Source organism: Oceanicoccus sp. KOV_DT_Chl (assembly GCF_900120175.1).
Classification (GTDB): Bacteria; Pseudomonadota; Gammaproteobacteria; order Pseudomonadales; family Dasaniaceae; genus Oceanicoccus.
This window is the reverse complement of sequence record NZ_FQLF01000002.1, coordinates 1,951,630-1,970,448: the sequence shown is the minus strand read 5'-3', so window position 1 is coordinate 1,970,448 and position 18,819 is coordinate 1,951,630. Positions and strand designations below refer to the sequence as shown.

15 protein-coding genes and 2 pseudogenes are annotated in these 18,819 nt (G+C 45.7%); 5 read left to right on the top strand and 12 right to left on the bottom strand.

The features are described from left to right. Nucleotides 1–17: 17 nt before the first annotated feature. From UNITIG_RS13025 to UNITIG_RS13005, 5 genes are read right to left on the bottom strand one after another with little or no spacing between them, the layout of a single operon-like run. Nucleotides 18–749 carry an ABC transporter permease gene (locus UNITIG_RS13025; RefSeq protein ID WP_101758767.1) on the bottom strand — a complete coding sequence of 244 codons (732 nt, stop codon included), beginning with the start codon at nucleotides 747–749 and terminating at the stop codon, nucleotides 18–20. A 9-nt stretch (nucleotides 750–758) separates the two neighbouring features. Continuing rightward, nucleotides 759–1,409, bottom strand: a complete 651-nt coding sequence (gene elbB / locus UNITIG_RS13020) for an isoprenoid biosynthesis glyoxalase ElbB (protein ID WP_101758766.1) — start codon at nucleotides 1,407–1,409, stop codon at nucleotides 759–761. 23 nt (nucleotides 1,410–1,432) lie between these two features. Then, nucleotides 1,433–2,293: a DMT family transporter gene (locus UNITIG_RS13015; protein WP_235015379.1), complete on the bottom strand. Its 861-nt coding sequence runs from the start codon at nucleotides 2,291–2,293 to the stop codon at nucleotides 1,433–1,435. A 21-nt stretch (nucleotides 2,294–2,314) separates the two neighbouring features. Next, a complete protein-coding gene (locus tag UNITIG_RS13010) occupies nucleotides 2,315–3,448 on the bottom strand; it encodes a methyltransferase domain-containing protein (protein WP_101758764.1) in 1,134 nt (377 codons plus the stop codon). Nucleotides 3,449–3,479: 31 nt separating this feature from the next. Further along, nucleotides 3,480–5,621, bottom strand: coding sequence for an FAD-dependent oxidoreductase (locus UNITIG_RS13005; protein ID WP_101758763.1), 2,142 nt, complete (start codon nucleotides 5,619–5,621; stop codon nucleotides 3,480–3,482). Between the two features lie 394 nt (nucleotides 5,622–6,015). Here UNITIG_RS13005 and trxA point away from each other — a divergent pair, with 394 nt between their 5' ends. The 4 genes and pseudogenes from trxA to hemW all read left to right on the top strand — a co-directional run bounded on the left by trxA (nucleotide 6,016) and on the right by hemW (nucleotide 10,550). Beyond that, the gene (trxA, locus tag UNITIG_RS13000; protein WP_101758762.1) at nucleotides 6,016–6,342 is read left to right on the top strand and encodes a thioredoxin TrxA; all 327 of its coding nucleotides are present in this window, start codon (nucleotides 6,016–6,018) and stop codon (nucleotides 6,340–6,342) included. Nucleotides 6,343–6,597: 255 nt separating this feature from the next. Further along, a pseudogene (gene rho / locus UNITIG_RS12995) lies at nucleotides 6,598–7,856 on the top strand (transcription termination factor Rho). 48 nt (nucleotides 7,857–7,904) lie between these two features. Then, a pseudogene (gene ubiD / locus UNITIG_RS12990) lies at nucleotides 7,905–9,409 on the top strand (4-hydroxy-3-polyprenylbenzoate decarboxylase). Continuing rightward, nucleotides 9,399–10,550, top strand: a complete 1,152-nt coding sequence (hemW, locus tag UNITIG_RS12985; RefSeq protein ID WP_101758761.1) for a radical SAM family heme chaperone HemW — start codon at nucleotides 9,399–9,401, stop codon at nucleotides 10,548–10,550. The pseudogene ubiD and the gene hemW overlap by 11 nt, the downstream one beginning before the upstream one ends. 44 nt (nucleotides 10,551–10,594) lie before the next feature. Here hemW and UNITIG_RS12980 read toward each other — a convergent pair whose 3' ends face one another. Continuing rightward, nucleotides 10,595–11,356, bottom strand: a complete 762-nt coding sequence (locus UNITIG_RS12980) for a PEP-CTERM sorting domain-containing protein (RefSeq protein ID WP_101758760.1) — start codon at nucleotides 11,354–11,356, stop codon at nucleotides 10,595–10,597. Nucleotides 11,357–11,722: 366 nt separating this feature from the next. Between UNITIG_RS12980 and ilvD the strand changes: the two genes are divergently transcribed. Then, complete coding sequence (gene ilvD / locus UNITIG_RS12975; RefSeq protein WP_101758759.1) at nucleotides 11,723–13,567, top strand: dihydroxy-acid dehydratase; 1,845 nt, start codon at nucleotides 11,723–11,725, stop codon at nucleotides 13,565–13,567. Between the two features lie 119 nt (nucleotides 13,568–13,686). On the opposite strand, the gene UNITIG_RS12970 is transcribed toward ilvD, so the two are convergent. Genes UNITIG_RS12970 through UNITIG_RS12945 form a run of 6 tightly spaced genes read right to left on the bottom strand, consistent with a single transcriptional unit; the run spans nucleotide 13,687 to nucleotide 18,795 of the window. Beyond that, nucleotides 13,687–15,039, bottom strand: coding sequence for a lipopolysaccharide assembly protein LapB (locus tag UNITIG_RS12970; protein ID WP_101758758.1), 1,353 nt, complete (start codon nucleotides 15,037–15,039; stop codon nucleotides 13,687–13,689). Between the two features lie 34 nt (nucleotides 15,040–15,073). Next, the gene (locus UNITIG_RS12965; protein ID WP_200821288.1) at nucleotides 15,074–15,682 is read right to left on the bottom strand and encodes an energy transducer TonB; all 609 of its coding nucleotides are present in this window, start codon (nucleotides 15,680–15,682) and stop codon (nucleotides 15,074–15,076) included. 5 nt (nucleotides 15,683–15,687) lie between these two features. Next, nucleotides 15,688–16,095 (bottom strand): biopolymer transporter ExbD, encoded by a 408-nt coding sequence (locus tag UNITIG_RS12960; RefSeq protein WP_101758756.1) that lies wholly within the window; start codon nucleotides 16,093–16,095, stop codon nucleotides 15,688–15,690. A 10-nt stretch (nucleotides 16,096–16,105) separates the two neighbouring features. Further along, nucleotides 16,106–16,630 carry a MotA/TolQ/ExbB proton channel family protein gene (locus UNITIG_RS12955; RefSeq protein WP_101758755.1) on the bottom strand — a complete coding sequence of 175 codons (525 nt, stop codon included), beginning with the start codon at nucleotides 16,628–16,630 and terminating at the stop codon, nucleotides 16,106–16,108. Beyond that, the gene (locus UNITIG_RS12950; RefSeq protein WP_101758754.1) at nucleotides 16,631–18,013 is read right to left on the bottom strand and encodes a MotA/TolQ/ExbB proton channel family protein; all 1,383 of its coding nucleotides are present in this window, start codon (nucleotides 18,011–18,013) and stop codon (nucleotides 16,631–16,633) included. Beyond that, nucleotides 18,013–18,795, bottom strand: a complete 783-nt coding sequence (locus tag UNITIG_RS12945; RefSeq protein ID WP_101758753.1) for a DUF3450 domain-containing protein — start codon at nucleotides 18,793–18,795, stop codon at nucleotides 18,013–18,015. Before UNITIG_RS12945 ends, UNITIG_RS12950 begins: the two co-directional genes overlap by 1 nt. Nucleotides 18,796–18,819 lie beyond the last annotated feature (24 nt).

Here is an 18,819-nt window from a genome sequence, read left to right as displayed (position 1 = left end):
AAGTGCTGCGCAGTATATCAGTTTGATTGCTGACCGCGGATTATTTCAAACCACGGCTTAAGCCAGTGCAACATTAAAGCCGATGAAATGCCAGACGCCGCAAATAGCATACACATCACCATGATTTGATAACGCGCGGCAATTAATGGCGACACTCCTGATAAAATTTGTCCAGTCATCATGCCAGGCAATGACACCAAACCAACTGCAAATAGCGAATTCACCATCGGAATCAATGAAGCATTAAAGGCCGTTTCCCTTACCTTGATAAAATCCGCCTCATGAAGTGCTTCAGAAAAAAAGCGTTCGGCACACAGGCTAACACTCGTCATTGCATTGGCAAATACCATTCCCCCTAAGGGAATTATGTACTGTGCGGCATACCAGGGCGTTACCTGTAGTACCCACTGGGACATGATCAACAGACTAATCCCGCCGCCCAATGCTATCGCCAGGCAAGTTTTAATCATCAAGGCGCGGCGATACTGCAATACGGTGTTAAGTGCAATCCAGCTGGACACCACAATCATCAGTAGCAATACCGCCAGAACAATCCACGGAATATCAGTGTCTAACAAATACGCTAAAAAATACCCTACAGTTAATAATTGCACTAACATTCGGGCCAAGGCGTAACTCACATGACCCGTTTTTGATGTCCAGCGAAAATAAATTACCAGCACCGCTACCACGGGAATAAATGCCAAAGCCAGCCGGGTCAGCTCAACGGTTTTAACACTAGCATCCATAATTTAAACCTAGGCCATAGCTATTACTTGTTTAACGCATTCGCTGATACCAATAGCGGCCTCACTGATTGAACCGGCCAACATATAAGCAGGAGTGGTAACGAGTTTGTTTTTTTGATCAATGATTACTTCATTGACTGGGCACTCCAAATGCTTGCCGCCAGTAGCTTCAATAGCTTCCGCAACTTCCGCATCATTACCGACAGTGCATTCCACACCAGCGCCAAATATTTTTGCTGCCATGGTGGGAGCAATGCAGATCAACCCCACTGGCTTTCCTGACTGATAAAATCCTTGCGCCAGCTTTAAGAAATCTTCTTGCACTGTCAATGCTGAACCTTTGATTGCAAAATCTGACAAATTTTTTGCCGCACCAAAACCACCAGGCACTATTAACGCATCATAATCAGCCACATTCGCTTGCGCCAATTCCATGACATTACCGCGAGTGATACGCGCAGCCTCTATCATCACATTACGCGTCTCTGCCATTTCTTCACCCGTTAAATGGTTAATAACATGCATCTGATCAATATTGGGAGCATAGCATTGATATGTTGCCCCTTGCTGTTCCAGTGACAACAAAGTGAGCACAACCTCGTTTATTTCGGCACCGTCATAGACTCCGCAACCGGCTAACACTACAGCTACTTTTTTCATTGTTACACTCCTCTAATATTATTTCATGATGCGACGCTAGCTGCTGTAACTACTGTAGACCGTACGTGATTAACTAAATTTGCGACCAACATTATAAAGCCGCCTACAAGTATTGCCCACTCTAACGATTCGCCATATAAATAGACGCCCACAATCGCAATCAATGGCAAGCGCAGAAAGTCCAGCGTCATTACGATGGAAACATCCGCACATTGCATCGCTTTAACCAGGCAAAAATGCGCCGTTAACGCGGTGCACGCGACTATGGCGATCCATCCCCACTGCGACGATGCAGGCCAAACCCAATCAGACAAAGATAAAAGCAATCCTATCGGCAACTGGATCGCACACATAAAAAACAAAATTGTCACCGGCTGCTCAGTGGTCGATAAGGCTTTCGTCGATACATGTGCGATGGCATAGCACAGTGCAGCAGCCAACACGATCAGTGACGCCGTATCAACTAATGCATAGCCTGGCTGCACAATCACGATAACGCCTAGCAGCCCCAAACCCAGGGCCGCAATTTTTCTTAAGGTTAATTTCTCTCCTAGAAATAACGCGGCAATTAACGCCGCCCATAATGGCACGGTAAACTCCAAGGCAAAAACCTCTGCCAATGGCAATAGACCAATTGCTAAAAACCAGCCAAACTGGCCGATAAAATGAAAGCTATTTCTAACAATATGCAGCGATAAACGCTGAGTAGAAAATAATAGCCACTGTTTTTTAGTTAGCATTATTAGCGAGATAACTACCAACCCAAAAGCACTGCGATATAATAAAATTTGGAAGGTCGACAGCTCACCACTTAACTCCCGACCAGCAACCGCCATCAAGCAAAAGGACAGCAGAGTACCTATCATCCACGTGACGGCACTCATAATTCTATAAAGCCATCCAACTTAACAACAGGCCTCATCAGCCCCGGTACCAAACTGCTGCCCGCCTTTGGTTGCTGAAGCCGGGCGCAAGGAAGCTGCTGGCAAGCAAAAACAACCGTGATTTACTTCCTCTGCTGGCGACATACAAACAAAATCTTTGGCATAGGGACCCTCTTTTATTAACTCAAATGTTCGCCGCGAAACCGCTATGCGCAATCCGCGGGGGTATATATTGCCTAAATCATCACGTACTTCGCTATATGGCCCTTTATAAAATACCGCCTGACCAGCATCGTATAAGTGTTTTTTGCTTGGTTTGGTCGCCAATAGTGTCACCGAACGAAACTCGATTCCTGCAACTATCTGCCAGGGTTGATCATCCCATTTGTCATAACCGACAGCGACAAAACCGGCATCAAGAAACGCTTGTAAAAACTCCTGCTCTTCAAATGCGCCTGATATACAACCACTCCACAAGGTTGGATCATTCTGCAAGCTCTGCGGTACGGTCTCATCACAGATAATATCGGATATGGCCACCCGGCCACCGGGCTTTAATACTCTGAAAATCTCTTCAATCATTTGCTGCCGATCTTTTTTATCAACTAAATTCAGCACGCAATTTGAGATAACCAAACTCACCGAGTCATCTGCAACCATCGGACTTTCTATGCGCTGCTGTTGTTTCCACGCGTCCAACTGGTTCAATTCTTCCGCTGTACTCACTGGGCTTTGCGCCAAGCGAGTAGCCAAAGCATCTACATCTAGTGCCAGATCCTGAATATAACCTTTTTTGAACTCGACTTTATTACCACCCAGTTTTTCGGCCATTGCCGACTGATGACGGCGAGCTAGCGCCAACATTTCATCGGTCATATCAACCCCGATAACACGACCTGAACTGCCAACTAACTGTGCAGCCATATAACAAATTTTACCGCCACCGGAACCGAGATCAAGCACGACATCTCCCTCACGCACATAACGAGAAGGATCACCACAACCATAATCTTTTTCAATAATTTCTGTTGGCAACATCGCCAATAACGATTTGTCGTAATCAACAGGACAACATAAGGCCGCCTGCCGCTCACTGGCACCTTCTGCGTAGCGCTCGCTAACATTTTTTTCTATGCTGACTGTTTCGACTGACACAAGCTTTTCCCCTAATAATAAAATTAAAAAATTATCTTCTCAAACGATGTAGCTTTTCCACCCATTTTAATAACGCTTCTGGCTTATGGGATTTTTTCCATTCGCCTGCAACATACTTATTAGCCTCATTTAACGTCGGATATATATGAATAGTGCCCATGACTTTATTTAAACCTAAACCATGCCGCATAGCCAAGATATACTCGGCAATCAGTTCGCTGGCATGGTATCCGACAATGGTCACGCCTAAAATTTTGTCCTTTCCAGGTACTGTTAATACTTTAATAAAGCCATGAGCTTCGCTATCGGCAATAGCACGATCGAGATCATCAATTCCATAGCGAGTTACTTCATAGGCAATATTTTTCGCTTGCGCATCTTTTTCACTTAATCCTACTCTTGCCACCTCTGGATCACAAAACGTAACCCAGGGAATAACGGAATAATCGGCTTTAAATTTTTTGAAGCTGCCAAACAAGGCATTCACAGCTGCATACCAGGCTTGATGCGCTGCCACATGGGTAAATTGGTACGGACCAGCCACATCACCACAGGCAAAAATAGTCGGACAGTCAGTACGTAAATATTCATCGACGGCGATAGTGCCATTGGCGGTACACTGAACACCTACATTCTCCAAGCCCATTGCTTCCGTATTGGCATTGCGACCAACAGCCATTAATAACTGATCGCCTTGCACTAATACTTCCTGCTGATCACTCAAGGCGACCCGGACATTGATTTTCTGCGATTGTTCGCAGCTAACAATATGGCTTTGTATAAGTACTTTTATGCCATCGCGCGCAAATTGTGCGGCCACTGCTGCAGCCACATCTTCATCCTCTTTAGGTAGCAACTGACTACGCACGAGCATAGTGACCTCACTGCCGAGACGCCGGAATGCCTGCGCCAACTCACAACCAATGGGCCCGCCCCCAACAACGATTAAGTGCTGGGGCAACGTGCGTAACTGCCAAATGTTTTCGGAAGTCAGGTAATTAATTTTGTTCAAGCCGGCTATTTCAGGTAGCGCTGGTCGACCACCACTGGCGATAATAATATTACGGGCGCTATGAAGCGTTTTATTACCAGTACTATCACTCACTTCAACTTGCCAGGGTGAAATTATTTTTGCTTGGCCTTGTAGGCAATCAACTCCTAGCTCGGTATATCGTGCAACGGAGTCATGCGGCTCTATCGTGTCGATCACTTTTTGCACCCGCTGCATCACCGCAGGAAAATCAACCTCGCCACTGATATTTTTTAAACCGTAATCAGCACCGCGTTGCAGGTAGTGATTAATTCGGCTGGAACGAATAATGGCTTTGCTGGGTACACAGCCTGTGTTTAAACAATCGCCACCCATTTTATTTTTTTCTATTAAAGTGACTTTTGCTTTTACTGTTGCGGCAATATAAGCCGACACTAAACCTGCAGAACCCGCACCGATAACCAAGACATTGTTATCGAACTGACGCGGCTTTTTAAAACGGCTAAAAGCACGACGCGCTTTAAAAGCTGCAGCAATGGCTTTCGCCAACCAGGGAAATAAACCTAACAATACAAATGATGCCAATAATGCCGGCGATAAAATCCCCGTGGTGCCATCCAGTTTTGCTAATTGTGTTCCAGCATTAACATAGACGGCTGTTCCCGCCAGCATTCCAACTTGACTAACCCAGTAGAAAGACCAAAGCTTGATGGGTGTCAGCGCCATCACCAAATTAACGACAAAAAAAGGAAATAACGGCACCAGGCGCAACGTAAATAAATAGAAAGGCCCGTCTTTTTCAACTCCGCGATTGATCGCTGCCAAATGCTGGGCAAACCGTTGTTGCACCCAATCATGCAACAAACTTCTTGCCAATAAAAAAGCCAGCGTTGCCCCTATAGTCGAGGCAAATGACACAATTAATAGCCCCCAGCCCAAGCCAAACAACGCACCACCCACCAGGGTCATCACTGCTGCGCCGGGCAATGATAACGCTGTTACCAGCACATAAAGGACAAAATAGACCAGCGCGACAACTAACGGCCGCTGCTGTTGATAATCCGCAATCCCTTGTCGTTGGCTGTTAAAAAACTCCAGAGTCAAATACTGGGCAACATCAAAATATAACGCGGCAGCAACCGCTAACAGCAATAGAACGAGCAACAGTATTTTTTTAAACATTCCATTTCCAATTATTGTTAAAGGCTACTATCAAGCCAGGTTGATGGCTCTGTTACAGTGCGCGGTTAGCGCACGAAGACCACTATGAGCTCTCATTTACCCTGCCAAGCTATCATTGCGTAAGGCAAATCCCGAACCAGTTAGCCGCGCCGTCATAAGCTAATGGCGAATTCATCTAACGTTCTCACTTGCATTATCACTTTCCAGCCCTAATTATTGCAGTGCCTGATTACTAAGGCGGTGTTTTATTACCGCTGCGGGCAATGGTATGATGTCGGCCACCACAGCAATGGCTCGTTTATCCTGCCATGACCCTGTAATCACCATCATCTATAGCCGCTTAGTGTAGCTATTTTAACCGGCCAAAGCGCCTAATAATTGTGGAGAAAAAACCATGAGCGAAGGTATCGTTCACGTAACAGACGCCAGTTTTGAAGCTGATGTATTAAACTCGGATATTCCTGTTCTTGTAGATTTTTGGGCTGAGTGGTGTGGTCCCTGTAAAATGATCGCGCCGGTTATTGCCGAAATAGCCACCGAGTACGACGGGAAACTGAAAGTCTGCAAAATGGACGTCGATGCTAACACTGAAACCGCACCCAAGTTTGGTATCAGAGGCATCCCAACACTGATGATTTTCAAGAATGGCAACGCCGAAGCAACTAAAGTTGGTGCTTTATCAAAATCCCAGCTCAGTGAGTTTATTAATAGCGCCATGTAAGTTTTTGATCCGATCAGCCCCAATAGTGTAAAAAATAGCTATTAGGGCTGGACGGTTTGCCACTTCAGTGTTACATTTATTCCGTCTACGCGTTCCGTGGACCTGTATCGCTAATATTTACAATCATTTAGATACCACTCAAACCCCTTTTTCGTAATCTTTTACCTGTAAAGACAAACCTTAACCCTTAGAAACCTACACGCACCCGCGTGCTCCATCCATAGTTTTCATCAATAAAATCATTCCAATAATCTTATGAATCTAACAGACCTCAAAACCAAACCTACTCAAGAACTATTAGACATTGCCAAAGAGAGCGGCCTCGACAATATCGCCCGCCAGCGCAAACAGGACATCATATTCTCTATCCTGAAACGCCACGCCAAGAGCGGCGAGGACATTTACGGCGATGGAGTACTGGAAATTTTACAAGATGGTTTTGGGTTCCTAAGAAGCGCCGACTGCTCATATTTAGCCGGTCCTGACGATATATATGTTTCACCCAGCCAGATTCGCCGCTTCAATTTACGCACCGGCGATACCATTTCTGGCAAGATTCGCCCCCTAAAGATGGCGAGCGCTATTTTGCCCTGTTAAAAGTCAGCGAAGTTAACTACACCCAACCAGAACAATCCAAAAATAAAGTCCTTTTCGAAAACCTTACTCCACTCTTTCCCGAAGAACGCTGCTTATTGGAAGCGGGCAATGGCTCTACTGAGGATTTAACCGGTCGTATCATCGACCTTACCGCACCCGTGGGTAAAGGTGTGCGCGGTCTAATCGTGGCGCCTCCAAAAGCGGGTAAAACCTTAATGCTGCAGCATATTGCGCAAAGTATCGTGCGCAATAATCCCGAATGTTATGTCATCGTACTATTGATTGATGAGCGGCCTGAAGAAGTGACAGATATGCAGCGCTCGGTTCGCGCCGAAGTGGTTGCCTCAACTTTTGATGAGCCCCCAGCCCGTCACGTACAAGTCGCCGAGATGGTTATCGAAAAAGCCAAACGCCTGGTTGAACACAAAAAAGACGTGGTTATTTTGCTCGACTCTATTACTCGTCTAGCTCGCGCTTACAACACCATTGTGCCCTCCTCCGGCAAAGTATTAACCGGTGGTGTCGATGCGCACGCGCTGGAACGCCCCAAGCGATTCTTTGGTGCTGCACGTAATATTGAAGAGGGTGGCAGCTTGTCAATTATCGCCACCGCGCTGGTCGATACTGGCTCTAAAATGGATGAAGTTATCTACGAAGAGTTTAAAGGTACCGGCAATATGGAATTACACCTGGATCGTAAAATCGCTGAAAAACGCGTGTATCCCGCAATTAATATCCGCCGCTCGGGCACTCGCCGGGAAGAAAAATTAACCAAAGAAGAAGAATTACAACGTATGTGGATACTGCGTAAACTTCTACACGGTATGGAAGATACCGCGGCGATCGAATTCTTATTAGATAAACTGAAAGACACCAAGACAAACGACGAATTCTTTATGTCGATGAAAAGGAAGTAACGTTTGAACGCCGGACACCCTACTCCGGCTTATTAACGTCGACCACCTATGCCCACCGCTACATCGTCCACGCCACCTAAATACAAAGATCTCCGCGATTTTCTGAGCTATTTGGAAGAGCGCGGCGAACTGGTCCGCGTCACCGCTGCCGTTGATCCCAGATTAGAGATGACTGAGATTTGTGACCGCGTGTTACGTGCTGGTGGCCCAGCCATTTTATTCGAAAACCCTATTGGCTTTGATACCCCGGTACTCACCAATTTATTTGGCACCGAACACCGCGTCGCTTTAGGCATGGGGCAGGAAAGCATTTTGAAACTGCGGGAAGTCGGTGAACTGCTCGCGTATTTACGTCAGCCCGATCCACCCAAGGGCTTAAAAGATGCCTGGGAAAAAGCACCAATACTAAAACAGGTGCTGAATATGGCACCTAAGATAGTCAAAAAAGCGCCCTGCCAACAACATGTGATACAAGGCGATGACGTTGATCTATATAAATTACCTATACAAACCTGCTGGCCCGAGGATGCAGCACCGCTCATCACCTGGCCACTCGTAATTACCCGCGGGCCGCACAAAGAGCGACAAAATCTGGGGATTTATCGTATGCAGTTAATCGGCAAGAACCGATTAATTATGCGCTGGTTATCACACCGTGGTGGTGCTCTGGATTTTCAGGAGTTCCAACAGCAAAACCCCGGCAAACCCTACCCGGTTTCTGTCGCCTTAGGCGCCGACCCGGCAACGATTTTGGGGCCGTCACACCAGTACCTGATAGCTTAAGTGAATTTGCTTTTGCTGGACTATTGCGCGGTAGTAAGACAGAACTCACTCAATCTCTCAGTAATGACTTACAAGTTCCTGCCAGCGCCGAATATATTCTAGAAGGCTATCTAGCCGCTGATGACATGGCCGATGAAGGCCCTTTTGGTGATCACACCGGCTACTACAATGAAGTTGATCAATTTCCGGTAATGACGGTAACGCATATTACCCATCGAGATAACCCTATTTATCACAGCACCTACACCGGTCGGCCACCCGATGAACCCGCTATTTTAGGCCTGGCGTTAAATGAAGTGTTTGTGCCGATTCTGCAAAAACAGTTTCCGGAAATTAGCGATTTTTATTTACCGCCAGAAGGCTGCTCGTATCGCTTAGCAGTCGTCACCATGAAAAAACAATACGCCGGTCATGCCAAGCGGGTAATGATGGGCGTATGGTCTTTTTTACGGCAATTCATGTACACCAAATTTATTATCGTTACTGACGATGACATCAATGCCCGCGACTGGAAGGATGTTATCTGGGCAATGACCACGCGCATGGATCCACGTCGCGACTGTGTCTTTATTGATAATTCGCCTATCGATTATCTAGACTTTGCGTCACCTGTTTCTGGACTTGGCTCAAAAATTGGCTTTGATGCCACCAATAAAATGGATGGCGAAGTGAGCAGGGAATGGGGTAAGCCAATTGTGATGAATGAAGCAACCCAGCAACGGATTGATGAAATCTGGGACAGCCTCGGTTTAAATTTGGATGAGCAATAACTTTCAGATTCAAAGCTTACCACCACTCAGTTTATATATTCACATTCCCTGGTGCGTGCGTAAATGTCCTTATTGTGACTTTAACTCTCATACCACAGATAACATTCCGGAGGCAGAATATGTCAGCGCCCTGCTGGCGGACCTCGACCTGGAATTAGAGTTTGTAGATGATCGTCCACTGCAGTCTATTTTTTTTGGTGGCGGTACGCCAAGCTTGTTTTCTCCAGCCGCCATTGCAACTATTTTAAACGGCGTAGCAAAACGCATGACATTTGCCGACAGTATTGAAATTACGCTGGAGGCCAATCCAGGCACAATAGAACAACAAAAATTTATCGGCTACCAAAAAGCAGGCATCAATCGTCTTTCTATAGGCGTGCAAAGCTTTAACGCCTCTCATTTAAAATCGCTGGGTAGAATACACAGTAACCAGGAAGCCATTCACGCCGCTAAATCCGCCATCAAAGCAGGCATAACAAATTTCAACATTGATTTAATGCACGGCTTGCCAGAGCAAAGCGCATCACAGGCACTGGATGATTTACAGCAAGCCATCGAATTAGGTGTAACACATTTATCCTGGTATCAATTAACTATCGAACCTAATACGGCTTTTTTTTCATCGCCTCCTTTACTGCCAGAGGATGACCAGCTTGCCGATATCCAATTAGCGGGCGAACAGCTATTGAATACAGCAGGCCTATCGCAGTATGAAATTTCTGCCTACAGTCGCGACAACAAACAAGCCAAACACAACATTAATTACTGGGAATTCGGGGATTATATTGGTATTGGTGCCGGTGCTCATGGCAAGCTCACAACACTGACTGACCAAGGAATTTTTAGACGCTGGAAAACTCGCGCACCAAAAGATTATCTAAATAAAGAAAACACATATTTAGCCGGCAATAAAAATATTGACGCGGAAGAATTACCTTTAGAATTTTTAATGAATGCGTTACGTTTGAATCGCGGGTTTCATCGCACACTTTTTGCAAATAGAACGGGCCTTAATATTGCGATTATCGAGCCACAGCTGAGATCACTATTTCATAAAAATTTACTGCAAGAAATTAATGGCACCATTGCAACAACCGACTTGGGTCGTCGCTTTTTAAATTCTGTGCTAACTGAATTTTAGGCAAAAAAATAGCCGCAACAGCGGCTATTTTTTAAACGTTAACATTAAGCTTTACGGCGCATTACACCTAAACCAATCAAACCTAAGCCTAATAGCGCGATAGATGATGGCTCTGGCACACTAGCCGTTAATTGAGCACCACCTTCGATTACGTCATTTCCGCATGACATAGTCCAGTGAGCGTTAAACTCAGAAACATCACCAATCAAACCCAAATCAAATGCTGCAGTTCGGTAATAAGTTAAAGCATTGCCGGTCAAACCATTGCTGCCAGCATCAGTGGCCACAGCACCAACAATGTCACCTTCACCGACAACGATTTGGTAAGGTAGTGAGCTGGTGTGCCCGCCGTAAACATCATCATTTAAACCACTAACCTGATAGAGACCCACACTATCAGCACCATCGGTACAGGCTGAATTACGCTGACTCCAACCACAGTTATCAAAGCCAAAATCTACGGCATATTCAAAGGTAGTATTGCTGTCATCAAAAGACAAAAATAAGTCACCACCCCAATAATTATCGCCGCCATACACTTGATGGCCATCAATAACATCAAAACCGGTTTGTAAGCCAACATGCAACGTGTTGCCTTCCACTTTATAGAATAAATATTCGGTATCAAACTTCTGACCACCAACACCTGGGGCTGTAACACCATCATTGTCTGCTATCTGAGTCCAGCCGCTCCAATAAGCTAATGCATCGGTAGCTGTGGCAGAGCCTGCAAATGCACCGGTTGATACAGTAGCCGCCGCCAATGTAAGGGCCCATGCTTTCGCGTTCAATTTAATATCCATCATCTGTTACTCCAAACCTCATTAACTAATTTTGTTCTCTAAACCCTTTTAAGCATGAAGCTTGCCAACTCACTAAAAAACAATATTTATCAATGGGTTAAGATTATTTTCTTACCCATATTACCTGCTCACCGTGTATAACTAATCGACACCAGAAATTGGTAATATGTCACTTTTTATGCAATATCATACTGTTTCCAGTTCTTTTGCCCCTTTTTGGCGCATTATCACTGTTAATTTATCCGACACCTTTTTCCCTGTTTTTTAATGCCGTCATCCCATTCCAATCTGTTCCGCCACTCAAGTATTCTTAACGCTCATTGTGCTATTCTTAGCGCCCTTAAATTTACTCGCTTTTAGAGGTATACAATGCCGCAGTACCGTTCCAAAACATCGACAGCAGGCCGTAATATGGCTGGCGCTCGCGCCCTGTGGCGAGCCACTGGCATGAAAGATGATGACTTTCAGAAGCCCATTATTGCCATTGCAAACTCTTTTACTCAATTTGTCCCCGGCCATGTTCACCTAAAAGACCTTGGCCAGTTAGTTGCTAGAGAGATTGAAAAGTCCGGCGGCGTAGCCAAAGAATTTAATACCATCGCTGTCGATGATGGCATAGCCATGGGCCATGACGGCATGCTCTACAGCCTACCTTCTCGCGACATTATTGCTGACTCAGTTGAGTATATGGTTAATGCCCACTGTGCTGATGCCATAGTCTGTATATCGAACTGCGACAAGATCACACCGGGAATGCTTAATGCTGCACTGCGCCTTAATGTCCCTGTTATTTTTGTTTCTGGCGGGCCAATGGAAGCTGGCAAGACAAAACTGGCTGATAGAAAACTGGATCTAGTTGATGCCATTGTTATTGCTACCGATGACACGGCCTCGGATGCCCAAGTTGAAGAGTATGAACGCTCAGCTTGTCCTACTTGTGGTTCCTGTTCAGGCATGTTCACCGCCAATTCTATGAACTGTCTGACAGAGGCGCTGGGCCTATCGCTTCCAGGTAATGGCTCTACTCTTGCTACTCATGGCGATCGCGAGCAATTGTTTTTAGAAGCCGGACGTAAAATCGTTGAAATTACCAAGCGTCACTACGAACAAGATGACTACTCTGTGTTGCCGCGCTCGATTGCCAACTTTAACGCCTTCGAAAATGCCATGAGTTTGGATATCGCCATGGGCGGTTCAACCAATACTATTTTGCATTTGCTAGCTGCTGCTCAAGAAGGCGAGATAAATTTTACCATGGCTGATATCGATCGTCTGTCACGCCGTGTTCCACAACTTTGTAAAGTCGCCCCCAACACGCCGCTTTATCATATGGAGGATGTTCACCGCGCCGGTGGCGTAATGGGTATCCTGGGCGAACTCGATCGTGCCGGGCTATTACATAATGATAATCCTACCGTTCATTCAGCCTCGATGAAACAAGCTTTGGAACAGTGGGATATCATGCAAACCAGTAGTACTGAGGTAAAGCATTTTTTCCAAGCGGGCCCCGCTGGCATTCCTACCCAAACTGCGTTCAGTCAAAGTACGCGCTGGCCAAGTTTGGATAACGACCGTGCTAACGGCTGTATTCGCTCTATTGAGAATGCCTATTCCTTAGAGGGTGGCTTAGCGGTGTTATTTGGCAATATCGCCATTGATGGCTGTGTAGTAAAAACATCCGGTGTTGATGAAAGCATTCTGGTATTTGAAGGGCCCGCACATATCTGTGAAAGTCAGGAAGATGCTGTTGCCGATATTCTCGACGGCAGGGTCAAAGAAGGAAACGTCGTCATTATTCGCTATGAAGGTCCCAAAGGCGGACCCGGTATGCAGGAAATGCTATATCCGACTAGCTACCTCAAATCAAAAGGCCTCGGTAAGGCCTGTGCGCTTTTAACCGATGGCCGCTTCTCAGGTGGTACCTCTGGTTTATCAATCGGCCACGCTTCCCCCGAAGCTGCTGCCGGAGGCGCTATTGGCCTTGTTGAACAGGGCGATATTATTAAAATTGATATCCCCAACCGAACCATTAATGTTGCGCTTTCAGATGCTGATCTTGCCAGCCGCCGTGCCGCTATGGATGCCAAAGGCAGTAGCGCCTGGCAGCCAGTTAAAGAGCGCCCAAGGTTCGTTTCCTCAGCATTGAAAGCCTACGCCAAGATGGTTACCAGTGCCGACAGAGGCGCTATCCGTGACATTAGCCTTTTAGACTGATGCTCACACAGACCACTGCTATTGCAATGAAGGTATATTAAATAACGTCATCCATACACTAATTCGTAGACACAAAAAAAGGAGCCACAAGGCTCCTTTTTTATTACCAGTCTCGGCAATTAAACTTCTTCAAGACTTCTCTGCCGTTCAAGTTCTTTATCCATAAACTTGATCCACTGATCAGCATATTTCTTACTACGCTCATCCTTAGCGGCATTCTTGAAAGACTCTCTTGCAGACTTATATTGCTTCAAATTAAAGTGCGCCATCCCTTTTACCAGATACGCGGTATCAACCCGCTTAACGCCACCTTTCTTCAAGCCTTTATCGCAGGCGTCAACCGCTTGCTGAAACTCATCGTTATCCAAATAAACACTACACAAACGTGACCACAGCTCACCCTTATCAGATTTGCTTGCCGCTTTTGCCATTTCAGGAATAGCTTTTTTAATTTCCTGCGCCTGACGCCAAGAGCTACCTAGCAAGTCGAGGTTTTTTGACGTTGGCTCGATCACTTTGCTCTTAATGCCTGCGTCCAACACCTTAGCGGCTTTATATGGCACATCGCTAGCAAGAAACAAGTAGGCCATATTAACCAATTCTTTCTCTTTGCTCAGCATGCCTTGCACGTAAGCTGTTTCCATTGCAGCTAGCTGCCTACTATCGTCTTTTAATTCCGAGTACATACCGGATAACTGCATCCAATATTGCTTCTTAGGATAGTGCAGTAATAATTCATCGAGGATTGCAACGACCTTTTTATAGTTCTCTTTTTCATAGTAAAGAAAGCGCTGCAAACCGTACCAATTTTCCTTAGGTACTTTGCCGCTTTCCTTATACATGTTGATAGCAATCTCAACATTCTTTAGCGATAAATCATATTCCTTAAGCTGATAATAGCCCTGGCTCAGCAACATATAAGCACTGGCTGGCGCCAGTGTTGTAACTTCAAACCATTCGAGCAAAGCTTTTACACCTTTCTCATAGTCCTCAGTCACAAAATATAACTGCGCTAAACTATAACGCGCCTGAATAAGTGTACCTTCAGGTGCTTCAGGCAACTTAATAATATCAGCGTAAGATTTTAGTGCTCTGGGATAATCTTCCTGACTGTAATAGATAAACGCATACATGTTCAGCACGTTTGCCATTTCAGCATCATTAAGTGGCTTCTTGCCATTTTTTAAATCATCCAGAATCTCCAAACCACCCTTTAAGTCTTTTGCTTCAACAGCCTCTTGTGCCGCCTGTAGCTTTTCATAGACTTTGTTATTCATCGCCTGGGTGCGTTTGGTTTTTTGCTCTTTCTTTTGTTCCTCTTCCTGCGCAAAAGCTACACCTGGCAAAGCCTGATCAGTATACGTTTGCAACAAAGCCGGAACTACAGCCTGAGCTGCTAACACTGGAATGGACACGACTAAAGCGCGGCCCCAGTGTTTTAATGTTGTTAGCGGTAAAGCATTCATAAGCATTCAGATAATCCGACAGTAAACCTGTTAATTCCGGTTACTTTTCAAGTTCATATGTGAAACGGTTTTGCACACCTAAAACATCAATACCTTCACCATCGATAACACGAGGTTTGTACTTGAATTTTAGTGCTGCTTTAATGGAAGCTCGTTCAAAATAGCCCTGAGGCTCACAATCAACCGCTACTGGATCCTTAATAGAACCATTTTTCGTTACGGTGTATTCGATTGTGCAATAGCCTTCCACTCCGCGACTGTTTGCACGACGAGGATACATCGGCGCTACTTTAACGATAGGCAGATATTCGCCATCAGCGCCGCCGATACCATTACCAAGACCGATGTTGACGTCAGCACTAAGCTGCGGCGACATATTTACGGCATCCGGGTTGATATCGACATTATCGACTTCAGGTGGCGCAAGATCGGGTGGCGGTTCTTCCGGGTCTTCTGGCTTATCCGGCTTAGGCTCTTTTGTATTAGACTCGATGACGCGATCAGGCATAGTGATGTCAGCAATTTTAGCTGCTGGTTTCTCATCCAAGGTCTTGTCTGCCATCTCGATCAACAAAGGCATAATATAAAACAAGCCAGCAGTGACGAGAGCTGCTAACCCGGCGCCAATTAATATGCGTAGGTAATTCATAGCGATTAATCGTTTTCCGTGGCCAGAGACACATCATAAACATCCGCTGCACGCGCAGAATCTATTACGCTAGCGACTGTTTCGGTATTGGATTCATTGTCAGCTTGAATAACAACTGCACCCTTGGGATTTTCAGCATGCATACGCTCTATAACAGAACGTACTGCACGCTTATCCACGCGGCGTTTATCAATCCAGATTTCATTGGTCGCACTGATTGCAATCAAGATATTTACATTTTCTTTCTTGGTCGCGGTTGAGGCTTCAGGGCGATTGACTTCGATACCCGCTTCCTTAATAAAAGAAGCGGTCACAATGAAGAAGATCAGCATGATAAAAACCACATCCAACATGGGAGTCAGGTCAATTTCACCGCCTTCTTCAACTGCTGCATTTCTAGCATTTCTGCGCATGATAAGTCTCTTAGTGATCTGTTGTCAGATGGTCTTCTAGCAAAACGCCTTCGCGCTCTGCAATTCGTGATACATAGGTATTAGCAAATACACCAGAAAGTGCTGCCACCATACCCGCCATAGTCGGGATAGTTGCTTTGGATACACCGCCTGCCATAGATTTGGCATCGCCACCACCAGTAACCGCCATGATATTAAATACTTCAATCATACCGGTAACTGTACCCATCAATCCGAACAACGGCGCCAATGCAACCAAGGTTTTGATCATAGGTAGGCTCGCATTAATTTTCAGGTGAGCCTGAGAAATTAACTGGCGACGAATCTGGCGGGCATTCCAGGATTTGCGTTCACGTCGGGCTTCCCAGATGGCGATGACATTATCGACATCCTGACGCAAGCCCGTCTTGAAATACCAAAAACGTTCGAAGACCAGTGTCCACATCACGAAAGTCAGGACGGCGATAAACCACAGTACTACGCCGCCTGATTCCATGAAGTTAAGAATAAAGTCTATTACGTCATTGAGATACATTTACTTCCCCAACTGGGCCTCAGTGTGCTCAGCGATAATACCCGTCGATTGCTCATCCAAAATATGAGTAATTTTCTTGGCCTGGCCATTGGTGACGGTATGCAGCAGTACCATTGGGATTGCTACTAGCAGACCCAACACGGTAGTTACCAGCGCACCCGAGATACCACCAGCCATCGCTTTAGGATCACCTGCACCGAATATAGTAATTGCCTGGAAGGTAATGATCATACCGGTTACCGTACCCAACAGACCCATCAACGGTGCGACTGCAGCGATGATTTTCAGAATACCTAGGCCCGTTTCAATTTTCGGTACTTCACGCATTACTGCTTCAGATAATTTCAGCTCTAATGTTTCTGGATCCATGGTGGGATTATTCTCATGCACCATCAACACTCGACCCAGAGGGTTATTAGCATTGGCCTTGTCAGATTTGAGCTGCGAATTAACTTTGGAGGACATGCCCGCCAATACTATTAGACGCCAGATCGCTAACAAGAAACCGAATACACCCACTGCTGTAATCGCGTAACCAACATTACCGCCCTGATGCCAGCGCTCATTAATCGTCGGAGAATTAATTAATGCTGCGAGGAAAGAACCGCCTGTAGGACCGGTAGGATCCACACCAAATGGCACTTTACCACTGGTAGCGCCAGCAACATTTGCCGCCCAACCTAAGTAAGGACCACTAGGCTGACGAGCCAATTCTGCCAATGTATGGGTTTCAGGGATATATTGAAGATATTTACCATCTTCACTAACGATATTAAATGTACCAATACGAACAACGGTGCGAGTTTCTTTCTGTCCGCCCGGCTGAGCCACTTCAGCGCTAAAGCTTACAACTTTACCCGACTCGGTCATCTCGCGCTGCACTTCAAACCACAGACGCTCAATTTCTTCGATGCTCGGCAATTGCTCAGCACCACTCATTTTCGCAATCAGCTCATCCAGAAACTCTGCACGGCCAGGATATTGAGCACTGATTAGTGAGTTACCAAAGTTAGAGCGCAAATCACCGGCAGTTGAGGTTAAATGACCAAACAACTCAGTCAAAGTACCCAGACGATCCTTTAACTGACGCTGCTTCTCAGCAACTTTCAGTTCATTTTGTTCAAAGGTATTTTCTAAACGCTCAGAACGATCTTCTTCCTGTTTGCGCATCCGCTTGGCTTCAGCAACCAATTCAGCTTGACGATTTTTAGCGTTTTTAAATTGTGCTTCACGCGCTTTATTTTCTTTCGCTTCAGTCGCTTGACCCTGCTTAACAAAACCCAGCAACTGGTCTAAAGAGCGAGCATCTTGAGCGATCACTGCCGTCGATGAAACGGTCAGAGCTGCAGCTACTACCGCAGATTTGATTAATGTCATATTCATTACTGTACAGCCTCCGGTGCGGAAATCGGGAGTTTAAGTATGTCGATAGACGCTTGCTTCCGCGCTACACGCAACCCTTTCATAATTGCGGTACGGTACTCACCTTTGTCCAGCTCTACAAAATCACCTGCTTCTTTATCCCAGGCACCTGATGTTTCTGTATCAGTAGTTTGATAAAGCAAAGCTATGCGTCCTACCTGAAAGAAGTTCACATCACGCTCAACGCCATCAATTTGTAATGAACCTTTATACGCCGTCACTTTGCGGCCAAATTCATTTTCAATTTTGTACGCTTCCAGTACCTGACGAAATTTTTCCGCTACAGACAAATCAGAACGATCCAGATTTGCCCGTAAAAATTCGATTCTTTCATTACGCTCTTCCAGCAGAAATGGAATATCCAATTTAACGAATTGCTCAAGACCATCGATCATCCGGATAACCAGTGGCGTCACTTGACGCTGAATCACGGTCACCTGATCGATAGAATTTTCAATATCATTGATACGCTTTAACTGGTTAGCGATTTGCTTTTCCAGCCGAGCGTTATAAACACGCAGACCATCAACCTGTTTCATCACGGTTTTATAGTCTTGTAACAGGTCGCCCGTTTCACTGGCTAACTTATCGACAGCTTGTTGGGATTTTTGTGCGGCCGCAGTTTTCGCTTGGCCAACTTTCAACACAGCGTCAACTGTATTGGCATGGGCTTGAAAACCCACTAATGCGCTACATGACATTGTCATGGCTAACGCGATCGTTTTGAATCGATGCATATTCATGGGGATTGCATTTCCTTCAGGGAT